Source organism: Rhizobium sp. CB3171, assembly GCF_029714265.1.
Lineage (GTDB): Bacteria > Pseudomonadota > Alphaproteobacteria > Rhizobiales > Rhizobiaceae > Rhizobium.
On the sequence record NZ_CP121653.1, the window covers coordinates 1,639,284 to 1,660,191 of the forward strand.

Below are 20,908 nucleotides of genomic sequence, written 5' to 3' on the forward strand. Positions count from 1 at the left end.
GGCTTTTTTCTTTGAGATTGAGGTGCATTGCATGCTGAGGATCAGAGGCGCTGTTGTGGTCATCATACTGGCCGCAGCACTGCCCGGCTGTAAGATCATCAAGACGCCGACCGCCGAAGAGAAGGCGGCGAACGCGGCAAAGAGCGCCTTCGATCCTACGGCCAAGGTCGACGCGATCTGGCAATCGCAGGCGGTACCCGACCTTGAAAAGCGTTCCGGCGATCTCAAAACCGTGATGCAGGCCGCGGCATCGAACCCGGATGAGGCCGGCGCAAAATACGGTAACCCACGCAAGCAGAGCACGTCGCCCTGGACCTATGCCGTGAAGCTCAAGGGCAAGATCGCCGCCGCCGATACGGCGTCCCGTGCCGCAACGCTCGACGTCGATGTCGATGGCGACGGCAAGGCGGATGCGAAGGTTCAGATCGGCCCGGCTATCCGCGGCACGGCGCTGCGCGACGCGTTGGATTTCGTAGACTTCAACGAATTCAAGAACCAGATCGAATGGGCGCAATTCGGCAAAGCGTTCAATGAGAAGGTGAACACGTCCTTTCTCGCTGCTTTGCCCCGAGATGGCCTGACCGGCAAAACGGTCAATGTGACCGGTGCGTTTCCACTGCCGGCATCCGGCCAGTTGCCGCTGATTACCCCTTCGGCGCTGACGTTGGAACAATGACCATGAGCGATACGACAGAGGAAGACATCATCCTTCGTCTCGAGGACGTGTCCAAGGTTTATTCCGGTATCGTCGCGGTCAAGCGCGCCAACCTCGAACTGCGGCGCGGCGCGGTCAATGTGCTGGTGGGAGAAAATGGGGCCGGCAAATCGACGCTGATGAAGATCATCGCTGGCGTCGAACGTCCAACCGCCGGCCGTATCCTCCTGGAGGGCGAAGCCGTCCATTTCGACAGTCCGGCAGATGCGCAGGCACGCGGCATCGGCATGATTTTCCAGGAACTCAATCTCTTCGCCAACATGACTGTCGCCGAAAATATTTTTGCGACACGCGAAATCACGCGCGGCCTTTTCGGCATCGATCACAAGGCGCAGGTCGCAAAGGCCAATGAATTTCTGACGAAGCTGGATGCGGGCATCAATGCCGAGACTATGGTCGAGGATCTGCCGATCGGGCAGCAACAGCTTGTCGAAATCGCCAAGGCCATTTCGCTGAATGCCCGCATTCTGATCATGGACGAGCCGACCTCGGCGCTTTCGGCGGCGGAAGTCGACATCCTTTTCAAGGTGATCGCCGAACTGAAGGCGCAGGGCGTAGCAATCGTCTATATCTCCCACCGGCTGGAAGAGCTGATGCGGATCGGCGATTACATCACCGTGCTGCGCGACGGGCAGATCACCGGCCAGGCGATGGTCCGCGATATCGACACGAAATGGATCGTCCGATCGATGATCGGATCGGATGCCAAGGACTTCGCCAAGGACAGCGGCCATGCGATCGGCAAGGAAGCCTTCCGCGCCGAGGACATCAGCCTGCCGCGACCGACCGGGGGCCTTGCCGTAGATCACGTCTCGCTCTCCGTTCGCGCCGGCGAGATTCTCGGCATCTATGGCTTGATGGGCGCCGGCCGCAGCGAGTTTTTCGAATGCGTCATGGGCCGGCACATGCATTCGACCGGCAGGATTTTCATCAACGGCGTCGAGGTCCGAGAACGCGATACCACCCGGCGGATCCGGAAAGGCTTGGCGCTGATCCCGGAGGATCGGCAGCGCGAGGGGCTGGTGCAGGTGCTCTCGATCGCCAGCAACCTGACGCTTGCGAGTCTTGGCCGCTTCGCTCGCCTCTTCCATATCAATGCCAATGCCGAGAAGAGGGCTATTCGCGACATGATCCGCGATCTCTCGATCAAGGCACCCAACCCCGATTTCGAGGTGACGTCGATGTCCGGCGGCAATCAGCAGAAGGTCGTCATCGGCAAGGCACTGATGACCGATCCCAAGGTCCTTCTGATGGACGAGCCGAGCCGCGGCATCGATGTCGGCGCCAAGGCCGATGTCTTCCGCACCATGCGCAAGCTCGCCGGCAAGGGTCTCGCAATCTTGTTTTCAACCTCCGACCTTGAAGAGGTCATGGCGCTTTCCGACCGCATCGCTGTCTTGAGCAACGGCCAGTTGGTTGCCGTCTTCGACAGAAGCGAGGCGACGGAAGAGGCGATCGTCGCAGCATCGGCCAAGGGACACGGACATACAAGGAAACTCGCGTGATGACCGCGGACATATCTTCTTCTTTTGCGGCCAAGCGGTCGAACGGTTCTGTACTCCTGACGCTGATGAAACTCAGGACCTTCATCGCGCTCTTTGCCGTGATCATCTTCTTCGCCGTCTTCGCGCCGAACTTCACTTCGACGGCCAACATGATCCTGATGTCGAAGCACGTTGCGCTCAATGCCTTCCTGGCGATGGGCATGACCTTCGTCATCATCACCGGCGGCATCGACCTCTCGGTCGGCTCGATCGTCGGCCTGTGCGGAATGGTCACCGGCGCGCTTATCCTCAACGGCGTCGAATTGCCGATCGGATATACGGTATACTTCAATCTCTATGAGATCGTGCTGATCACCCTTGCCGTCGGTCTCGTGATCGGACTGATCAACGGATTGCTCATCACCAAGCTCAACGTTGCACCCTTCATCGCGACGCTGGGCACGCTCTATATCGCGCGCGGCATGGCATTGCTGTCTTCGGATGGCCAGACCTTTCCGAACCTGGTCGGCAGGCCGGAATTCGACACGACCGGCTTCGATGTCTTTGGCGCTGGTCGGCTGCTCGGTCTGCCCGTTTCCATCTGGATCCTCGTCATTCTTGCGCTGCTTGCTGCCTACGTCGCCCGCTCGACGCCCATCGGCCGGCATATCTTCGCGGTCGGCGGCAACGAGCGCGCGGCGCGCATGTCGGGCATTCGCGTCGATCTGGTGAAGATCTTTGTCTACATGTTTTCCGGACTGTGCGCTGCCATCGTCGGCATCGTCATTTCGTCGGAACTGATGGCCGCGCATCCGGCGACCGGCGAAAGCTTCGAACTCAACGCCATCGCCGCGGCCGTCCTTGGCGGCACCTCCATGTCCGGCGGACGTGGCACGATCGGCGGCACGATCATCGGCGCTTTCGTCATCGGCATCCTCTCCGACGGATTGGTGATGATGGGCGTTTCATCCTTCTGGCAGATGGTCATCAAAGGGCTGGTCATCATCATCGCCGTTGTTGTCGATCAGGCGCAGCGCCGTCTCCAGCAGCGCGTGACACTCATGCAAATGGCAAAGGCAGGTTGAGAATGACGGAACTCAAGGGTGCGCTCATCGGCTGCGGCTTCTTCGCGGTCAATCAGATGCATGCGTGGAAGGACGTCAAAGGCGCGGAGATCGTCGCAATCTGCGATCGCGATCCAGAGCGATTGAAAATTGTCGGCGATCAGTTTGGCGTCGCGCGGCGTTACAGTGACGCGGCGGCTCTTTTCGCCGATGGTGGTTACGATTTCGTCGATATCGCGACGACCGTGCAAAGCCACCGCGCGCTGGTGGAAATGGCAGCGGCCCATAAAGTCCCCGTCATCTGCCAAAAGCCGTTTGCCAAGACACTGAGCGACGCCAAAGCCATGGTCAAGGCTTGCGCGGACGCCGCCATCCCCCTGATGATTCACGAGAATTTCCGTTGGCAGACACCGATACAGGCGGTGCACGCCGTCCTTCAATCAGGCGTGATCGGCGAACCGTTCTGGGGCCGTTTTTCCTTCCGCTCCGGCTACGATGTCTTTTCCGGCCAACCCTATCTTGCCGAAGGCGAGCGTTTCATCATCGAGGATCTCGGCATCCACACGCTCGATATCGCGCGCTTCATCCTCGGCGATGTCGCGACGCTCACCGCGCGCACCAAACGGGTCAATCCGAAAATCAAGGGCGAGGACGTCGCAACCATCATGCTCGACCATCAGAATGGCGCGACCTCGATCGTCGATGTGAGCTATGCGACCAAGCTTGCAACAGAGCCCTTTCCCGAGACGCTGATCGAGGTCGACGGAACGCAGGGAACGATCCGGCTCTCGCAAGGCTATCGTCTTGAGATCAATAGCCCCGAAGGCGCGACAGTGTCGGATGCTTCGCCCAGGCTTCTCTCCTGGGCTTCCCGCCCATGGCATAATATTCAGGAGAGTGTCCTCGCCATCCAGCAGCACTGGACCGACCGCCTTGCCGATGGCGGCGAGACCTCCACGTCCGGTGCGGACAATCTCAAGACCTTCGCTCTTGTCGAGGCCGCCTATGAGAGTGCCGCCAACGGGCGTCCGGTCGATATCGGAGCGATGCTGCGATGACGACTGAGATCGATCCGTTCCAGCTCTACGGCACGCACGAGACCGAAACACCGCCGGTGCGGCTGACCGCCGGCAAGCTCGCCGTTGACTTCAAGGACGGCAATCTGCGAACCATACGCTACGACGGCGCCGAAGTCTTGCGGGCCGTCTCCTATCTGGTTCGCGATCGCGATTGGGGCACGTATGCGCCAGCTATCGACGATCTGCGGATCGACCAGCATCAGGACGGCTTTTCCATCAGCTATGTCGCGCGCTGTGCGGGGCCTGAGAATAGCTTGCTTGCAATCGGCGTTCACATAACGGCCGAGGCCGGTGAAGCGCTGATCTTCGAGGCGGAAGCGCTGACGACCACCGGTTTTGAGACGAACCGCTGCGGCTTCTGCATCCTGCATCCGATCGTCGGCGTTGCCGGCAGGCCGGTTTCGGTCGAGCATATCGATGGCAGCCGCGAGGACACGCATCTACCCGACCTCATCGAACCCTGGCAGCCCTTCAAGGATATGCGGGCGATTACGCATGGCGTGACGTCAAACGTGACGGCGGAGTGCCGCATGGAAGGCGACACTTTCGAAATGGAGGACCAGCGCAATTGGTCCGATGCCTCCTACAAGACCTATGTTCGCCCGCTTGCCCTGCCTTGGCCCTATCGCATCCCACCCGGTGAGTCCATGCGGCAACGGATCGTTCTCACCATAGGCGATATGCGACGTTCGCCCACCGCGTCTTCCACGCTTGCTGCGAATCCGCCCCCGGTCACGCTGAGCCTCGGAGAGAAATCCGGCACGATGCCGGCAATCGGGCTCATCATTATGCCGGAAGAAGCGACGGCAACGCTCGCGGCGCGCAACCGGCTGGCCGAAGTCGCGCCACAGGAATTATTGTTCCACTTTGACCCCGACGCCGGTCACAGCGCTGACGCCTTCAATTCCTTCGCGGCCATCGCGGCGCTTCACGCTGGCCGATCGACGTTGGAAATCGCATTGCCGTGCCGCCAGCCTCCGCTTGTCGAAGCACAACAAATAGCTGGTTGGATGCAAGATGCCGGTTTCAAGCCGGACGCAATCGTCATATCGCCTTCGGTCGACCGGCAATCAACGCCACCGGGTAGCAAATGGCCCGAGTGTCCGCCGCTTGAAGAGGTTTATGCCGCCGCTCATGCAGCCTTTCCAGGCGTGCGGCTTGGCGGCGGCATGCTCAGCTATTTCACCGAACTCAACCGCAAGCGCGTTCCTTCCGGACCGCTGGATTTCATCACCCATTGCACCAACCCGATCGTACATGCGGCTGACGATCTCAGTGTGATGCAGACGCTGGAAGCACTGCCGTTTATCACGCGCTCGGTTCGCGCCATATACGGCGACAAGCCCTATCGCATAGGCCCCTCCACCATCCCGATGCGCCAGAACCCCTATGGCAGCCGGACGATGAATAATCCCGCCGGCCGCCGCATTCCGATGGCAAACAGGGACCCCCGGCACAATGGCCGTTTCGCCGAAGCCTTCGCGCTTGGCTATGCGGCTACCGTGCTCGACGCCGGATTGGAATGCCTGACGCTTTCAGCATTGGCTGGGCCGTCAGGGTTGATCGCCGGAGGGGGTGAACCATCGCCGGTCGGCGGCAGGCGACCGATCTTCAATACGATCGTCACGCTCGCCCGCCTCGCCGGCAGCCAATGGCAGGAATGCGTCTCCTCAGACCCGACTGCCGTCCTTTCTTTTGTTGCTGCGCCGGCTAACGAGGTACCGCAATTGCTACTGGTGAACATCACGGCTGCGGCCCGGCAGGTGGAACTAGGATGCCTGCGCCCGGCCGGGAAACTAAAAAGCGGAAGCCTCACGCTCGCGCCTTTTGCCGTTGGTTCGATCACGCTGATGGATTGACCTGACACCCGAGAAGCGCAACTTAGTCTTCCGAAGCGAGATGACCGGGAGGACTGACGTGAAGACAAAGAAGCTTATCAATGACGGCGCAGCCGCCGTGGACGAGATGCTGGCAGGCATTCTGGCGGCTCATCCCCGCCACGTGCGCGCCCTCGAAGGATCGCCGCGGTCGATCGTCGCAATCGAGGGGCCGCGGCCCGGCAAGGTCGGCATGGTCGTCGGCGGCGGCTCAGGGCATGAGCCGACCTTCCTGGGTTACGTCGGTAAAGGGCTTGCCGATGCTGCAGCAATCGGAAATGTCTTTGCCTCTCCGCCACCGGATCCGATCATCGAATGCGCCAAGGCGGTCAATGGCGGCGCCGGCGTCCTGTTCCTGTATGGCAATTATGCCGGCGACGTCATGAATTTCGATATGGCATCCGAAATGCTCGCCATGGATGACATCGAGGTCCGCACCGTGCTGACGACGGACGACGTCGCCTCCGCTCCCGTCGACCAACGGGACCGCCGGCGCGGCGTCGCTGGCAATGTTTTTGTCTTCAAGGCAGCGGGTGCCGCCTGCGATCTGATGTACAGCCTGGACGAAGTGGAGCGGATTGCGCGATGGGCGAACGACCGCACCTTCACGATCGGCGTTGCGCTATCGCCCTGCTCGCTGCCTCAGACGCTCAAGCCGAATTTTCAGCTTGGCGAGGATGAGATGGAAATCGGCATGGGCATTCATGGCGAGCCGGGCGTTGCCCGCGGTCCGCTCAAGCCGGCCGATCAGGTGACCGCCGAACTGCTCGATAAAATCCTCGGTGAGATGAAGCCCGTACGGGGCGACCGGGTGGCCGTGCTTGTCAACTCGCTCGGCTCGACGCCGCTGATGGAACTCTACATCATGATGCGGAAGGTGAAGATGACGCTCGACGCTGCGGGCATAGAGATCCACTTGTCGCTGGTTGGGAACTACTGCACGTCGCTGGAGATGGCCGGTGCCTCGATCACGTTGATGCATTTGGACGACGAACTGCAACGACTGATCGATCATCCCTGCGATTGCGCGATGTTCCGTTCTGGTGAAGTGCTCCGATGACAAAGACAATCACCGTTGACGATCTGAAGTCCCTTCTGAACATCATAGCGGAGGCGATGACCCGCGAAAAAGACCGTCTATGCGAGCTTGATGGCGTCATCGGCGATGCCGATCACGGTATCGCCATGGAGCTCGGTTTTTCGGGGGCCGCGAAGGCGGTTGTGCCATTGGATTCGGCAACGGCAGACCCGACGCTCGTCTTCAACACGGCGGCAAAGGCTTTCCTGAATGCCGTCGGCGCTTCGTCCGGTCCGCTCTATGGCACCGCCTTGATGCGTGCGGGTGCCGCGGTAAAGGGCAAGCCGTCGCTGACGGATGACGACATGGTGGACGCCTTCGTTGCGCTTGCCAAGGGGATCCAGGACCGCGGCAAGGCCGAGGTCGGGGAGAAGACCATGGTCGACGCCTGGGCGCCCGCCGCCACCGCCTGCCGGGCGGCGCGCGACGAAGGACGGTCGCTGGCGGATTGTCTCTCGGAAGCTCTGATTGCCGCTGAAGCCGGGACGGAAGCAACGAAGCATATGGTGGCCACAAAGGGGCGTTCTTCCAGGCTTGGCGAGCGCGCCTTGGGCCATATCGATCCGGGAGCAGCCTCGGCAACGGTCGTCATCTCTTGCTTCAAAGGGTTCTTCTTACCTTAATGATGATGATCTCATCATACCAGTTGACATGTGCCTATTGATTTGCCAAAACCGCCCTCAGCATTGTTCAGAGGAGGACGGGAAATGCGCATCAACTCCAAATATGCAAGACGATTTGGCGCGATGGCGATTGCTGCGGCGGCCTTTGCGGCGACGAGTGTCCAGGCGCAGGACCTGACACTGTGGACGCTCAATTTCGACAACGGCGCAGCAAACGGTGCCCTCAAGAAGGTGGCGGCGGATTTCGAGGCCGCCAATCCAGGCACCCATATCGAAATCGTCCAGCGCGGCGTCGACGAACACAAGACAGCGCTTCGCGTGGCAGCAGGCTCCAGCAAGGGACCCGATATCTATTTCAGCTGGGCCGGGCTTGGTCTCGGCGGCGAATATGTGAAGGCCGGCCTCTCGCTGCCGCTCGACAAGTACTATACCCAGTACAAGTGGAACGACGAGCTGCTTCCGTCCGCCGCCGCCTTTGCCGATCTTTATCCGGGTGGCAAGCATGGCGTGCCCTTCACCTTCAAGGGCGAAGCGATCTATTACAACAAGAAGCTCTTCCAGAAGGCCGGCATCACCGAGGAGCCGAAGACCTATGAGGAACTGCTGGCGGCGGCCGACAAGCTCAAGGCGGCTGGAATTCCGGCCTTCACCTTCGGCGGCTCGGTCAACTGGCACGTCATGCGTCTGATGGACGTGCTGCTCGAAACCAAATGCGGCGCCGACAAGCACGACGCGCTGATGGCCATGAAGGCCGACTGGACCAAAGAACCCTGCGCGACCGATGCCTTCACCGAATTTGCCAAGTGGACCAAGGACTACACGCTGAAACCCTTCATGGGCATCAGCAACCAGCAGTCCTACACGCTGTTCGTCGCCGGCCGTGCCGCGATGATGCTCGAAGGCGACTGGCTGGTCAGCCAGTTGAGCGGCAGCAAGGTCAACCTCGATGATTACGGCGTCGTGCCGTTCCCGACGAACACCAACCGACTCTATGGCTTTGCCGAATACAATTACATCAGCACCAAGAGCAAGGATCCGGATCTCGCCGCCAAGTTCCTCGACTACTTCCTGTCGACCAAGGTGCAGCAGGATCTCGTCGGGCAGATCAGCTCGATCTCGGTCAACAAGAATGTCCAGTACACCAACCAGAAGCCGCTCGAGGCGAAATGGCTGGATATCTTCAAGACCTACAGCAAGGTCTACATGAATGGCGACCAGGCATTCCCACTTGATGTCACCACCGAATACTTCCGGGTGATCAACGACGTCGCTGCCGGCAATATCCAGCCAGCCGATGCTGCCAAGCAGTTGCAGACCTTCATCGCGGGTCGCACCTGATCTCTCGAGGGAGGCCGCCCCTCCGATTGCCAATCGCTGCGGACGGCTTCCCTCACTTTATGCCCACGCGTCAGTTGCCGCCGGGAGCAATCAGAATGTCATTCCGCAATCGAACCCATGACCCACGCGTTCAGGCAGCGATCCTGCTCGCCCCGGCCATGCTGATCTACGCGATTTTCGCACTTTATCCGATGCTGAACGTGGTGGTGCTGAGCTTTCAGAAATGGAATGGCCTCGATCCCCAACGCCCATTCGTCGGCCTGGCGAATTATCAATATATCTTCACGCAGGATCCCGTTTTCTGGGTCGCCTTCCGCAACACGGTGATCTGGACGATCATGTGCGTGATTTTCCCGCCCATGATCGGCCTGCTGCTGGCGCTGAGCCTCAATCAGAAGCTTTTCGCCCGCAATACCTTCCGCGCCATCTTCTATCTGCCGGTCATTATCGCCCCGATCGCGGTCGCGACCATGTGGAAGTGGATGTACGATCCCTTCTTCGGCCTTTTCACCGAGATCCTGACGTCTATGGGGCTGCAGGACTGGATTCAGGACTGGCTCGGCAATAAGGACATCGCCCTCTATTCGGTCTTCGTGGCCTATCTCTGGCAATCCGTCGGCTTCTCCATGGTTCTGTTTCTCGCGGGTCTGCAGAATGTTTCGCAGACGCTGGTCGAAGCCGCACGCATTGATGGCGCCGGGCGCTGGAACATCTTCCGATACGTCACCCTGCCCGCGCTACGCACCACGCTGACAATCGTTCTGGTGCTATCGGTCATCTCGTCTCTGAAGGCCTTTGACATCGTCTACGGCCTGACAGGCGGCGGGCCGGCGCAATCAACCCAGATGCTGGCGCTCTGGGCCTTCACGCAGGCCATGCAGATCTTCGATTTCGGCCGCGGCGCTGCGATCTCCGTTGTCCTGCTGCTCATCACCATCGCCATCGTCATTCCCTACCTGCGATGGACGCAGAAGCATGAGGAGGCCGAACAATGACGGCAGCATCGGCATCATCCATGTCGGATGGCTTCGAGACCATCATTCCGGCAAAGCGCAAGCGGGATCCCGTCCTGATCGGCTTGTGGATCGCGCTGCTCCTCGTCGCCGCGATCTGGCTTGCGCCTTTCGTCTTCATTGTCTTCACGTCGCTCAAAACGCAGGCTGATGTGACGACGACGGGCGCCTTCGTGCCACCCCTCAATCCGGCTTTCGAGAATTATTCGAGCGCCTGGGGTCGCGGCAATTTTGCCAACGCCTTCCTGAACAGCACTATCATTACCGTCATCAAGGTGCCGCTCGGGCTCATCCTTTCAGCGATGGCGGCCTATGCGCTCGCCAAGATCCGGCTGAGGTTCAGCAAGATACTGCTGCTTCTCGTCGTCTTCGGCACGATGATCCCCTTCCAGGTCATGCTGGCGCCGCTCTTCACGCTGGTCAACTCTCTTGGCCTGATCGACACTTATCCCGGCGTCATCCTGCCCTACATCGCCTTCGGCGTCCCCTATCAGGTCTTCATCCTGCACGGCTTCTTCAAAGGCATTCCAAAGGAGCTGTCCGAAGCCGCTCTGATCGACGGTGCAAGCCATTTCACCATCTTCCGCCGGATATTCCTGCCGGTTTGCCTGCCGGTGCTCGCCGCGCTGCTCATCCTTGATTTCGTTTCGACCTGGAACGAATTCGCCATGGCGCTCGTGCTCCTGCAGGATCAGCACATGTGGACGCTGCCGCTCGGGCTCATGTCCTTCCAGGGGCAGTTTTCAAACGACTACGGCCAGCTCAATGCCGCGATCGTCATGACCGTGCTGCCGGCAACGCTCGTCTACCTCATCTTTCAGCGATATTTCGTCTCCGGCCTCACCTCCGGCGCCGTCAAGGGCTGATCAATCACCTAATCGGCAAGTCTTTCGAGGAGAATATAATGTCCAGTGCAACCGTCGAAAAATGGGGCGTCTTCGAGGCCGCTTTCAACGGTCCTTCGGGCGGCAATCCCTATCTCGACGCAGCATTCGATGCCGTGTTCAGCCAGAACAGCCGCGAAATCCGCGTGCCCGGTTTCTATGACGGCGACGGCGTCTATCGCGTCCGCTTCATGCCCGACAACGAAGGTGAATGGTCCTTCAGGACGCGTTCGAAGACCCCGGAACTCGACGGCAAGACCGGCTCGCTGACCGCCACCAAACCCTCGCAGGGCAATCACGGCCCAGTGCGCGTGCGTAACAAATTTCATTTCGCCTATGCCGACGGCAAGCCGTTCCTTTCGTTCGGGACGACCTGCTATGCCTGGACACATCAGCCGCTGGAGATGCAGGCCCAGACACTCGATACGCTGAAGAAAGCACGCTTCAACAAGATCCGCATGGGCGTGTTTCCAAAGGACTATCCCTATAACGTCAACGAACCTCTCCATCCCTGCTTCGAAAAGGGCGCCGACGGCAAGGAAGACTTCGATCGGCCGAACCCCGTCCTGTTCCGGCATTTCGAAAGGCAGGTAGCCGCACTATGCGAACTCGGCATCGAGGCCGACATTATCATGTTTCACCCCTACGACCGCTGGGGTTATGCCGACATGTCGGCCGAACAGGATTTCCGCTATGTCGCCTATCTCGCGGCGCGGCTTGCCGCCTATCGGAACGTCTGGTGGGCGCTCGCCAACGAATATGACTTCCTTCTCGACACCAAGCCGATGGTGCAGTGGGATCGTTATTTCCATATTCTCGAAGAGAACGACCCCTACGGCCATCTGAAGTCCATCCATAATGGCGAACCGACGATGAACTTCGATCATCGCAAGCCCTGGGTGACCCACACCTGCATCCAGAACTGGGATGTGAAGCGCACGCAGGAATGGCGCGACGCCTACGGCAAGCCGGTCGTCAATGACGAGCCTGAATATGAAGGCAACATCATCCAATCCTGGGGCAATCTGACGCCGCAGGAACTGGTGCATCGTTTCTGGATCACGGTGACGCGCGGCGGCTATGCCGGCCACGGCGAAACCTATTCGCATCCGCAAGACCTCATCTGGTGGGCGAAAGGCGGCGAACTGCGTGGTGAGGCATGGAAGCGCATCGGCTTCCTGCGCGACCTGCTGGAGAAAGATGTGGTCAACGGGCTCGAGCCGCTAGGCGCCAGTGGTGAATGGCCCTGGACGCGCGTCTCAGGCGCCGAGGATGGCGATCTCCGTTATATCTATCTTGGCGAGCACCAGCCCGTCGTCTGGTCCACCGGCCTGCCCAAAGACGGCACTGACTACGATGTCGACATCATCGACACCTGGGAGATGACGATTACCCCCGCAAAGAAAGTGGAAGCCCCGATCCCGCACCCCACCCGGCACGGCGCAATCGTGCGCGGCGGCAAGCCGGATGCGGCCTTTGGCGTCGAACTGCCTGGTAAGCCGTACCAGGCCCTTCGCATCCGCAAGAAAAACTGATCGGGTCTACAGGAGGAATTTCATGTCCGGATTGAGCATCAAAAGCGTCAGGAAATCCTACGGAGCGGTGGATATCATCCATGGAGTCGATGTCGATATATCGGACGGCGAATTCGTCATTCTCGTCGGGCCATCGGGCTGCGGCAAGTCGACCCTTCTCCGGATGATTGCCGGGCTGGAGGAAATCACCGGCGGCGAAATCTCGATCGGCGGCCGCGTGGTCAACAACCTGCCGCCCAAGGACCGCGACATCGCTATGGTCTTCCAGAACTATGCGCTTTATCCGCAGATGACGGTCGCCCAGAACATGGGCTTTGCGCTGGAACTGGCCGGCGCAAAGCGGACGGAGATCGACCGAAAAGTCGGCGAGGCGGCGCAGATCCTCGGGCTTCAGCCACTGCTCGGCCGCAAGCCCGCCCAACTTTCCGGCGGCCAGCGCCAGCGCGTCGCCATGGGACGCGCCATCGTGCGCGATCCGAAAGTGTTCCTCTTCGACGAGCCGCTGTCCAACCTCGATGCCAAATTGCGCGTCAAGATGCGGGCCGAAATCAAGGCGTTGCATCAGCGGCTGAAGACAACGATCGTCTATGTCACGCACGACCAGATCGAAGCGATGACGATGGCCGACAAGATCGTCGTGCTGCAGGGCGGGAAAGTCGAGCAGATCGGAACGCCGCTCGAGCTTTACGACCGGCCAAGGAATGTCTTCGTCGCGGGCTTCCTTGGATCCCCCGCAATGAATTTCCTGGAAGGCAGGCTGACGGGCGGCTCGAATCCGAGGCTTACGCTCCCGAGCGGCATTTCAATCGAGCTCCTGGCGGTTCCGGCCCAGGCCGGCGACCGGGATGTCATCGTCGGCATTCGCCCCGAAGACATATCCTTTGCGACGGATGGCGGAGTGCCGGCCAAGGTCACCGTCGTCGAGCCGACCGGCTCGGAAACCCATGTCGCCCTCGATCTGGAAGGGCGCGAACTGACATGGGTCATGCGCGAGCGCGCCGAATTGGTGCCGGACCAGACGGTGAAACTCTCCCTCAAATCGCCGAGCATCCACTTCTTCGACAAGCAGACCCAACAGCGCCTGTAGAAACTGGCGCTGTCATCGTGCCCGTCATCGCGTCGATCGCCGTTCGGCGTCGCTCATGACCGTCAGGACACGTTTTACGAAGGCGGCGCCGTCGAACTGCTTCGGGGCGCCTTCAGTGGAATGATCCGGCCGCTCGAATATGAACGCCTCGACATTGACCACCGGCAGGCGCAAGCGGTTGCGCACCCGTCCGATCATAGCTGTATGCGTCACGACAACCTGGCAGCCCTTCGTTTCGAATTCCGTATCCATGCCGGACGCCGGAACGGCGGCAACCGTCAGCCCGCGCGCGGACAGGACCGAGCCGATGCGCGTGGCGACCTGCTGATTGTCGAGGCAGATCAGCACATCCGCCCGACCATGCTGTGAAGGAGAATCCAAAAGCATCTCGTGACCTCTCATTCGAATGCGGGTCAAACATAGAGCTTTTCGATGTAAAGCAGTGTTGTATCTTGTTTCATTTTGTTGCAGCGGCGTGGCGCGTCCTTTGAGCCCGCGCCCAATGGGCTTGACCGCCGCAAACTAAAAGAATTTGCCGTAATACAATGCAACACATGCGGCCGGCGAAAGCTGGTTTCCTTGGCCTGCCTGATTCGAGCAGGGAGGCAGGATATGAAACAGATCCGCTATGCCAGGTGGAGCAATCCAGGACGATTTTTGAATGGATTGAGCGCCTTAAAGCGCTTTCTTGGCAAGCAGCAACGTGTCTACCTTTGCGCCGCCTGTCTGTGCTGCAATCTCATGTTCTGCACTATCGGGGCGAGCCCGCGCCAGTTCATCATATTCAACATTCTCGTGCTTCTGGCTTCCGGCGCCAAAACCCTGGAGGCTGCGCCGCTTGAGGCCGAGACCTGCTCCATCGCAACCGACAATCGATCTCGGCCTGCCCGCGACTGGAGACCTGTATTGAGCTTTTCAGCTCAACTAATCGTCGCCTGCTATGCGGCAACGGTGCTTGTCGACAATCTTGCCGCAAGCCCGACAGTGCTCAGTACGATCCACTAAGGAAGCTGAATTCGTCTCCCAATGCCGCTTGAAGTCTTTGCCTGCTCCAGCCGCGGCGGATTGCCGCGAACGCGATTTGATGGGAGGAATTCGCCTTCCCGCTGCTTAGCATTGGCGAGATTCGAGGAGAGGATTTCACATGTATGTCGGTACGCAGTTTCAGGCTCGGGACGATGATGACTACCGGGTCATGGCACAGTTGGGCGTCAGGCACGTCAATGCCGATCCCGATGGCAATCCGCACGACTGGACGCTTGATATTCTCAAGGCCCTTCGTGACCGTATCGAGAGCTTCGGCCTCATTCTCGATATGATCCAGCTCCCGATGAGCTCGAACGTGATCGAACGGCAATACAGCCCGGACATTTTGACGGCCGGACCGAACCGTGACCGCCAAATCGATTCCATCTGCCGCCTGATCGAGAATGCCGCCGCAGTCGGCATTCCCTCGGTCAAATACAATCTCAATATCATCGGGATCCCTCGTACGGAGATGGAAACCGGCCGCGGCGGATCGAGAAACGAGGCCTTTCGCTGGGAAAAGGCCGATCACGATGCGCCGCCTTCGATCGCCGGCATCCTCAGCGAGGAGGAGAATTGGGAGCGCATCGATTATTTCCTGTCACGCGTCGTTCCGGTCGCCGAAGCCTGCAAAGTGCGTCTTGCCTGCCATCCGCACGATCCCTATACGCCGCCGGGCTATCCCGGGGTCACACGCGTTCTCGGCAGCGTCGAAGGCCTGAAGAAGTTCGTTCAGATGCATGAGAGCCCCTACCATGGGCTGAATTTCTGCCAGGGCACGGTCGGCGAAATGCTCGACAATCCGGCCGAGGAAATCTTCGACGTCATCCGCTGGTTCGGAGAGCGGGGCAAGCTCTTCAACGTCCACTTTCGCAACATCCGCGGCCGCAAGCTCTCCTTCATGGAGACCTTTCCGGAGGAAGGCGACATGGATATGTGGCGATCGCTCAAAACCTACGCCGAGGTCGGCTACCAATATATGATCATGCCGGATCATGTGCCGCGCCTCTCCGGGCGCGATCCGGAAAACACCGCCTTTGCTTTTACCTATGGCTACATTGCCGCCATGCTGCAGGTGCTGGAGAGCGATAAGCGGTAGTTGCCCATAGCCGCGGAAGGCTTTTCCGCCAGTTCCCATTGATGCCTTTCGCTCCTCCCCTAGATTTGGGGTAGGAGAGTTCCATGCGCATTGAACATGCCTTTCTATTCGATCTTGACGGCACGTTGGTGGACAGCGTCTATCAGCACGTGCTGGCGTGGAAAGAAGCCTTGGATGCCGAAGGTATCGAGCTCTCGATATGGCGCATCCATCGAAAAATCGGAATGAGCGGCGGACTGTTCACCAACCAATTGCTCCGTGAAACCGGCATTGAGATAACCGACAAAAAAAATGAGCGGTTGCGGCAACTTCATGCCGATGCCTATCGTCGTCTCGGCGCCCAGATACGCCCTCTTCCTGGCGCAAGCGAGCTTCTCCGCTGGCTTTCGGACGCCGGAATTCCGTTCGCGATCGCCACAAGCGGCCGCATGGAGACGGCAGCGGTCAATATTGCCGCGTTGGGGATCGACCCGAAGGCATTCCCGATCATCACCCGGGACAAGGTCAAATACGCCAAGCCCGACCCGGACCTGTTTATTGCCGCAGCAGAAGCCCTCGGGGTTGCGATAGAAAATTCGGTGGTCGTCGGGGACGCCATCTGGGACATGCTGGCGGCGACGCGTTGCAAGGCGCTCGGGGTCGGACTGCTGAGCGGCGGCTATGGCCGCGAAGAACTCAAAGATGCCGGGGCGATCCGCGTCTATGAAGATCCGGCCGACCTTCTCTATCACATCGATGAAGTGGGAGGGCGACGCTGAGCGGGAAAACGCCGACGCGTCAGTTGCCCGCAGGCATATTGTAGGGCGTGATAATTTCCACCGCCGACAGCACAGCCGGCGCCACGCGCTCTTTCACCACACCCCTCATAATTGCTCGAAATGCCGAACGTGCGTCCGTTCGCAGGTCATGATGCAACACAAAACCAATCTTGCCTGCGGCAAGCAGAGCCCGATTGTCGGCATCGAGATCATGCGCGACAAAAATGCGGATGTCCCTCCCGGCCTCCTCGAAGGCGGCGAGCACGGCTCTGTTTCCGCCGCCAATGGAATAGACCGCATTGATCGTCACATCCGCCGCGATGGCGCGGGCGGCAAGCATCCCAGTGGCAGCGTCGGCGCCGTGGCCTTCGCTGATTTCGGCAACACCGATCTGCGGATAACGCTCGCGAAGGACGCGGCGAAAGCCGATCTCCCGCTCCTCCTCGCCACGGAAGCGGCCGCTCGACAGCGTTACAAGCACCCGAGCGGCGGCTCCAGCGAAGTAATTCCCGACAAGATAGGCCGCCGTCTCGCCGGCGGCACGGTTGTCGGCGCCGGCGTAAACCGCGCGCGAAGAATTTGGCAGGTCCGTCACCAGCGTAACGACGGTGATGCCGGTTTTGGCCGCACGCTCGACCGCAGCCGCAATCTCGGGAATGTCAGGAGCTTTCAGCACAATCCCGTGGGTACCTCGCAGCCGGATTCGATCGAGCAGTTGCACCATTTCAAGCGGCTTCATGACTTCCGCAAAATGAAAACGGCAGCGGAAGACTGTCGGCAGAAAGGTTGCGACCTCTGCTTCGAAGGCGGCGCGCACGGCATCGGAAAAACGCATCGGTGTCTCCATGACGATGTCGATCGCCAGCGTCCGCCCGCTGACCGCAACACTTGCGTGCTGCTTTTCCAGCTCGGCAATTGCCGCCTTCACCCGCATCTCTGTCTGCCGGCGCACGCCTGCCCGCCCGTTCAGCACCCGGTCGACGGTGGCAGTGCTGAGGCCGGCTTGAAAAGCGATGTCCTTGACGAGAAATGGATGTGACATGCGGTTCGTTCTGATGGTTTTTTGATGGATTTGTGATCTATAACACACCGGCATCTGCCGTATAGTGCCTCCATCAGGGATGGAGGAACATCTGATGAAAACCGACAATCTTCAGAAGCAGCGCGCCGACCGCGTCTGGCTGACCGAGGACGCCTGTGACCTCGACGATTTTCGCGCGCTGGCTGAGAAGACCACCGCGCTTTCAGACTATCCAAGCGCCGATCACGTCGAGAAAAACGTCCTGATCTACGATAGCCGCAAGGTTCTGGCTGATATTGCCGATCCTCAAGGCCGTCGCGCCGTGCTCGCTGAAATCTGCGAGGCCTTCGGCGAAGGCCCTGGCGTTGTCGTCTTCAAACATGCCTACGAGGATATCTCTGTCATCGATCGCGCCAGCACGATTTTCGACGACATCATCAAGGAGCAGCATCGCACGGCCACCGGCGGCGGAGACCACTTCGCCAAGCCCGGCGCCAATGACCGCATCTGGAATTCGCTGGAAAAACATTGCCTCGCCGATCCCGCCAACTTCGCGGAATATTACGGCAATGCCATTATTGCTATCGCCAGCGAAGCCTGGCTCGGGCCGAGCTACCAGATGACGGCGCAGGTCAATCGCGTCAATCCCGGCGGCGCGGCGCAGTCCGCTCACCGCGATTACCACCTCGGTTTCCAGACATCGAAGGTGATCGAGCAGTTTCCCGCCCATGTGCACAGGCTCTCGCCTGTTCTGACCTTGCAGGGCGCGGTTGCCCATTGCGACATGCCGCTCGAAAGCGGACCGACGCTTTTCCTGCCGCACAGCCAGACCTACGTGCCCGGCTATCTTGCGCTGAAGCGCCAGGAGTTCCGCGATTATTTCGATCGCAACCATGTTCAGCTTCCGCTCGAAAAGGGCGATATCGTCTTCTTCAACCCTGCCCTCTTCCACGCGGCCGGCAACAACCGCTCGGCCGATATCAAGCGCGTGGCAAACCTGTTGCAGGTTTCCTCCGCTTTCGGCCGCGCCATGGAAACGGTCAATCGCGAACGCATGAGCGCACGCCTGTTTCCGGCGCTGAAGGAACTGAAATCAGCAGGCAAGCTCTCCGCGGCGGAAGTGTCGAACGCCATTGCCGCCTGTGCCGAAGGCTATTCCTTCCCAACCAATCTCGACCGCGACCCGCCCATCGGCGGCCTCGCGCCAAAGACGCAGGCGCAACTGATGCATGAGGCGCTGGAGGAAAACTGGAGTGACGAGGCTTTCAGCAAGGCGCTTGCCGAACAGGCGGACAAGAAGCTGACCTGACAGGACCGAAGACGCGTCCAACAAGATGAGGCCTCTCGCATCCGCGAGGGGCTTCCGCATATCGTAATAGACCATTTCCGGGAGGAACCACATGAGCACAGACCACAGCCGTCTCGACGGCAAGATCGCTATCGTCACCGGCGGCACACAGGGGCTCGGCGCCACCATCGCCCGTCTCTTTGCCGATCGCGGCGCCAAGGGCATCGTCATCTGCGGCCGCAACGAGGTGAAAGGCAAGGCCAAGGCCGAGGAGATCTCGGCTGCAACAGGCGCAAAGGTCGTCTATGTCAAAGCCGATCTTGGCAATGTCGAAGAGGCACGTAACGTCGTGCATGTCTGCGACCAGACCTTCGGTCGCGTCGACGCGCTGGTCAACGCCGCCGCCATCACCGATCGCGGCACCATTCTGGACACCAGTCCCGAGCTTTTCGATGCCATGTTCGCCGTCAATGTCCGGGCGCCATTCTTCCTGATGCAGGAAGCCGTCAAGGTTATGCGGCGCGAGAAGATCGAAGGCACGATCGTCAATATCGGCTCGATGTCCGCCAAGGCCGGCCAGCCTTTCATCGTCGCCTATTGCGCCTCCAAGGGCGCGCTGGAAACCCTGACGAAAAACACCGCTTACGCGCTGCTGCGCAACCGTATCCGCGTCAACGGCCTCAACATCGGCTGGATGGCCTCTGAAGGCGAAGACCGGATCCAGAAGGAATATCACGATGCGCCCGCCGACTGGCTGGAAAAGGCAGCGGCGAGCCAGCCCTTCGGCCGTCTGGTCGACCCGCAAGAGGTGGCCCGCGCCTGCGCCTATCTGTCGTCGGCCGAATCCGGCCTTATGACCGGCTCGGTCATTTGTTTCGATCAATCGGTCTGGGGCGCTTACGACGGATCGCCGCATCCGGTAGCGGCCCTCTGAAAAGGGCTCAAACGATCGGCGCGAAGGAATGCGCGCCGTGCCGCGGCGACCGCTCCAATCAGATCCTCTCCGTCCGTCACCTGTAAGGATGATATGGGCCACGACATGGCTTTAGGGTAAACTAATATACATGAGGAGATTCCAGCGGGGCACAGAATGGCTATCTTCATGGACCGGCATGATCTTGCGGGGGTCACAGCGGCCGATATTGCCGAAGCACATCGTAAGGACCTCGACATTCAAGATCAGTATGGGGTTAAGTTCCTCACCTACTGGTTCGACGAGCGGCGCGGAACTGCATTTTGCCTGATGGACGCGCCCGATATGGAAACGGCTCAATGCGTGCACCGCGAGGCGCATGGCTTTATCGCCGCTGAAGTTGTCGAAGTCGCGCTGTCGGCGGTCGAGGCATTTCTCGGCCGAATTCACGATCCCGAGCCGGCGTCAGGACAGTCCTCAGTCGCGATGGATGCTGCCCACCGGGCAATTCTCTTCACCGATATCGTCGGCTCGACCGAAATGACATCACGTCTCGGCGACCGCATGGCGACCGAGTTGGTGAGGGCTCATGACGCCATTGTTCGCAGATGCCTTGCCCGTTCTTCAGGCCGCGAGGTGAAACATACCGGCGATGGCATCATGGCGACGTTCGTCTCAACGACCGCAGCCGTCGATTGCGCAATAGCGATCCAGCAGGAATTCGAGCTTTACAATCAGGGCAACCTTGAGCCGCTTCATATACGCATCGGATTGGATTGCGGCGAGCCCGTCGAGGACAGCAATGACTTGTTCGGTTCGACCGTTCAACTTGCTGCACGATTGTGCGCCTCGGCCTCTTCAGACCAGATCCTCGTGTCGGAAAGCATTTTTCGGGAGTACGGCACCGCCGATTTCTTCGCACATGCGGCCCACCGGCGGCTGAAGGGTTTTTTGAAGCCTGTCCTGGTCTTCCAATGTGACTGGTGCAAAGCCGCCCTCCAATGAACGAATTCTCGTGACCGTGCG

The 20,908-nt window shown here is 59.8% G+C and carries 20 protein-coding genes; 18 read left to right on the forward strand and 2 right to left on the reverse strand.

Annotated elements, in window-relative coordinates; all coding sequences use genetic code 11:
- The first annotated feature begins 31 nt into the window (after positions 1 to 31).
- The 12 genes from QA648_RS26925 to ugpC all read left to right on the forward strand — a co-directional run bounded on the left by QA648_RS26925 (position 32) and on the right by ugpC (position 13,777).
- Positions 32 to 676 (forward strand): DUF2291 domain-containing protein, encoded by a 645-nt coding sequence (locus tag QA648_RS26925; RefSeq protein WP_260304213.1) that lies wholly within the window; start codon positions 32 to 34, stop codon positions 674 to 676.
- Positions 673 to 2,220 (forward strand): sugar ABC transporter ATP-binding protein, encoded by a 1,548-nt coding sequence (locus QA648_RS26930; RefSeq protein WP_283051776.1) that lies wholly within the window; start codon positions 673 to 675, stop codon positions 2,218 to 2,220. Before QA648_RS26925 ends, QA648_RS26930 begins: the two co-directional genes overlap by 4 nt.
- A complete protein-coding gene (locus tag QA648_RS26935) occupies positions 2,220 to 3,284 on the forward strand; it encodes an ABC transporter permease (RefSeq protein WP_283051777.1) in 1,065 nt (354 codons plus the stop codon). Before QA648_RS26930 ends, QA648_RS26935 begins: the two co-directional genes overlap by 1 nt.
- Positions 3,285 to 3,286: 2 nt before the next feature.
- Entirely contained in the window at positions 3,287 to 4,321 is a 1,035-nt protein-coding gene (locus QA648_RS26940; protein WP_283051778.1) for a Gfo/Idh/MocA family oxidoreductase, read from the forward strand.
- On the forward strand, positions 4,318 to 6,201 hold the full coding sequence (locus QA648_RS26945; protein ID WP_283051779.1) for a hypothetical protein: 1,884 nt from the start codon (positions 4,318 to 4,320) through the stop codon (positions 6,199 to 6,201). Before QA648_RS26940 ends, QA648_RS26945 begins: the two co-directional genes overlap by 4 nt.
- 58 nt (positions 6,202 to 6,259) lie before the next feature.
- Positions 6,260 to 7,279: a dihydroxyacetone kinase subunit DhaK gene (locus QA648_RS26950; RefSeq protein WP_283051780.1), complete on the forward strand. Its 1,020-nt coding sequence runs from the start codon at positions 6,260 to 6,262 to the stop codon at positions 7,277 to 7,279.
- A complete protein-coding gene (gene dhaL / locus QA648_RS26955) occupies positions 7,276 to 7,920 on the forward strand; it encodes a dihydroxyacetone kinase subunit DhaL (protein WP_283051781.1) in 645 nt (214 codons plus the stop codon). The genes QA648_RS26950 and dhaL overlap by 4 nt, the downstream gene beginning before the upstream one ends.
- A gap of 84 nt (positions 7,921 to 8,004) precedes the next feature.
- Positions 8,005 to 9,258, forward strand: a complete 1,254-nt coding sequence (locus tag QA648_RS26960) for an extracellular solute-binding protein (RefSeq protein WP_260304220.1) — start codon at positions 8,005 to 8,007, stop codon at positions 9,256 to 9,258.
- Between the two features lie 95 nt (positions 9,259 to 9,353).
- Positions 9,354 to 10,253 carry a sugar ABC transporter permease gene (locus QA648_RS26965; protein WP_120708270.1) on the forward strand — a complete coding sequence of 300 codons (900 nt, stop codon included), beginning with the start codon at positions 9,354 to 9,356 and terminating at the stop codon, positions 10,251 to 10,253.
- Positions 10,250 to 11,137, forward strand: a complete 888-nt coding sequence (locus QA648_RS26970; protein ID WP_104827252.1) for a carbohydrate ABC transporter permease — start codon at positions 10,250 to 10,252, stop codon at positions 11,135 to 11,137. Before QA648_RS26965 ends, QA648_RS26970 begins: the two co-directional genes overlap by 4 nt.
- 38 nt (positions 11,138 to 11,175) lie before the next feature.
- Positions 11,176 to 12,690 carry a DUF5060 domain-containing protein gene (locus QA648_RS26975; RefSeq protein ID WP_283051790.1) on the forward strand — a complete coding sequence of 505 codons (1,515 nt, stop codon included), beginning with the start codon at positions 11,176 to 11,178 and terminating at the stop codon, positions 12,688 to 12,690.
- 22 nt (positions 12,691 to 12,712) lie between these two features.
- Positions 12,713 to 13,777, forward strand: coding sequence for a sn-glycerol-3-phosphate ABC transporter ATP-binding protein UgpC (gene ugpC, locus QA648_RS26980; protein WP_260304224.1), 1,065 nt, complete (start codon positions 12,713 to 12,715; stop codon positions 13,775 to 13,777).
- 24 nt (positions 13,778 to 13,801) lie between these two features.
- Here ugpC and QA648_RS26985 read toward each other — a convergent pair whose 3' ends face one another.
- On the reverse strand, positions 13,802 to 14,164 hold the full coding sequence (locus tag QA648_RS26985) for a hypothetical protein (protein WP_260304225.1): 363 nt from the start codon (positions 14,162 to 14,164) through the stop codon (positions 13,802 to 13,804).
- Between the two features lie 225 nt (positions 14,165 to 14,389).
- Between QA648_RS26985 and QA648_RS26990 the strand changes: the two genes are divergently transcribed.
- The 3 genes from QA648_RS26990 (at position 14,390) to QA648_RS27000 (ending at position 16,660) form a co-directional block, all read left to right on the forward strand.
- Positions 14,390 to 14,782 carry a hypothetical protein gene (locus QA648_RS26990; RefSeq protein WP_283051793.1) on the forward strand — a complete coding sequence of 131 codons (393 nt, stop codon included), beginning with the start codon at positions 14,390 to 14,392 and terminating at the stop codon, positions 14,780 to 14,782.
- 139 nt (positions 14,783 to 14,921) lie between these two features.
- Positions 14,922 to 15,902, forward strand: a complete 981-nt coding sequence (locus tag QA648_RS26995; RefSeq protein ID WP_283051795.1) for a mannonate dehydratase — start codon at positions 14,922 to 14,924, stop codon at positions 15,900 to 15,902.
- Between the two features lie 83 nt (positions 15,903 to 15,985).
- A complete protein-coding gene (locus QA648_RS27000; RefSeq protein WP_283051797.1) occupies positions 15,986 to 16,660 on the forward strand; it encodes an HAD family hydrolase in 675 nt (224 codons plus the stop codon).
- A gap of 19 nt (positions 16,661 to 16,679) precedes the next feature.
- On the opposite strand, the gene QA648_RS27005 is transcribed toward QA648_RS27000, so the two are convergent.
- Positions 16,680 to 17,702, reverse strand: a complete 1,023-nt coding sequence (locus QA648_RS27005) for a LacI family DNA-binding transcriptional regulator (protein ID WP_283051799.1) — start codon at positions 17,700 to 17,702, stop codon at positions 16,680 to 16,682.
- A 94-nt stretch (positions 17,703 to 17,796) separates the two neighbouring features.
- Between QA648_RS27005 and QA648_RS27010 the strand changes: the two genes are divergently transcribed.
- The 3 genes from QA648_RS27010 to QA648_RS27020 all read left to right on the forward strand — a co-directional run bounded on the left by QA648_RS27010 (position 17,797) and on the right by QA648_RS27020 (position 20,887).
- The gene (locus QA648_RS27010) at positions 17,797 to 18,990 is read left to right on the forward strand and encodes a phytanoyl-CoA dioxygenase family protein (RefSeq protein ID WP_283051801.1); all 1,194 of its coding nucleotides are present in this window, start codon (positions 17,797 to 17,799) and stop codon (positions 18,988 to 18,990) included.
- Positions 18,991 to 19,081: 91 nt separating this feature from the next.
- Positions 19,082 to 19,903, forward strand: coding sequence for an SDR family oxidoreductase (locus QA648_RS27015; protein WP_283051803.1), 822 nt, complete (start codon positions 19,082 to 19,084; stop codon positions 19,901 to 19,903).
- A gap of 156 nt (positions 19,904 to 20,059) precedes the next feature.
- A complete protein-coding gene (locus QA648_RS27020) occupies positions 20,060 to 20,887 on the forward strand; it encodes a nickel-binding protein (protein WP_260304232.1) in 828 nt (275 codons plus the stop codon).
- Positions 20,888 to 20,908: the final 21 nt, after the last annotated feature.